We start from the raw sequence: 1,098 nt of genomic DNA, 5'->3' as shown, positions 1-1,098 counted from the left end.
TTGAGAACTCAACATTTGGGCTGGCACGCTTTTCGTATTTTTCTCTCTGTTATCGGTATCCAACTGTGGCTTTGGGCGCTCGCTTACCCTGTTCCGATTTGGCAAGGCATTGCGCTGCTAATGACTTCTCCGCTGTTTGCGACCGTAGGCTCAGGGCTTATCTTGAAAGAGAAAGTGGGCACCGCACGCTGGCTTGCCACACTAACTGGCTTTATCGGTGCCATGATCATCTTAGAACCGTGGTCAGACTCCTTCACTTGGGCAACTCTACTGCCTGTTGGGGCGGCCTTCTTTTGGGCGGCGTATTCTTTGATGGTAAAAAAGATGTCGGTAAACGATCCACCGTCTACCATGGTGGTTTACTTGTTGTTACTGATCACGCCTTTCAATATTGTGCTAGCGATACCAAGCTTTACCATGCCTAGTGACTGGACTATTTGGCTGATCCTTCTTTTTGCTGGTGCACTAACAGCATTAGCGCAATGGGCGATTGTGAAAGCTTACGCAGTTGCGGACGCTTCCTTCGTTCAACCCTTCGATCACGCTAAACTGCCTTTAAATGTGCTGGCAGGATGGATGGTCTTTGGATGGGTGCCTCCTGGTCGTTTGTGGCTAGGCGCTGCGATTATTGTAGCGTCGATTGCATTCATCACGCACTGGGAAGCAAAAAAGACAAAGTTAGTTGAAAGAAAAATCTAGCTTTTGAGTTCTATATTTTCAGGAAAGGAAATGAGGAACACCCTATGACACAACCAATCAAAATCACACTTTATCGCTGGGCTGGCAGTTGGGGGCCGTTCAAAGTGAACATCCCATGCGGCGAATGTACGCTAACCAAAGATATTTTAGTGGACACCTTCGCGAACGAATTGGCGGATGTACCAGTCGAACTCGAAGTGAAAGATTGGTTATCTCACTGGTGGGAACCTTTGAAAGTCGGAGCATGGCACGCCCCTATTCTTCTGGTTGAAGGTAAAGTCGTGAGCCAAGGGGAAGCGCTAAACCGAGGCGTGCTCGTGCAATCGGTCGTTTCGGAGTGGGTAAAACGTGATGAACTGAAGGGCAACATCGTTTAAGGAAAAGCCACTTGTCCGTACT

The 1,098-nt window shown here is 48.5% G+C and carries 1 protein-coding gene and 1 pseudogene; both read left to right on the top strand.

What is annotated here, in order from left to right; all coding sequences use genetic code 11:
* Nucleotides 1–699, top strand: a 699-nt coding sequence (locus R7P72_RS25650) for a DMT family transporter (protein ID WP_318111051.1), incomplete at its 5' end; no start/stop codon positions are given.
* Between the two features lie 44 nt (nucleotides 700–743).
* A pseudogene (locus R7P72_RS25645) lies at nucleotides 744–1,073 on the top strand (glutaredoxin); the annotation flags it as partial.
* Nucleotides 1,074–1,098 lie beyond the last annotated feature (25 nt).

This window comes from Vibrio sp. Vb0888, from assembly GCF_033338835.1.
Lineage (GTDB): Bacteria > Pseudomonadota > Gammaproteobacteria > Enterobacterales > Vibrionaceae > Vibrio > Vibrio alginolyticus.
Note: the sequence above shows the minus strand (reverse complement) of the source record. Positions and strands in the feature narration are given on the sequence as shown.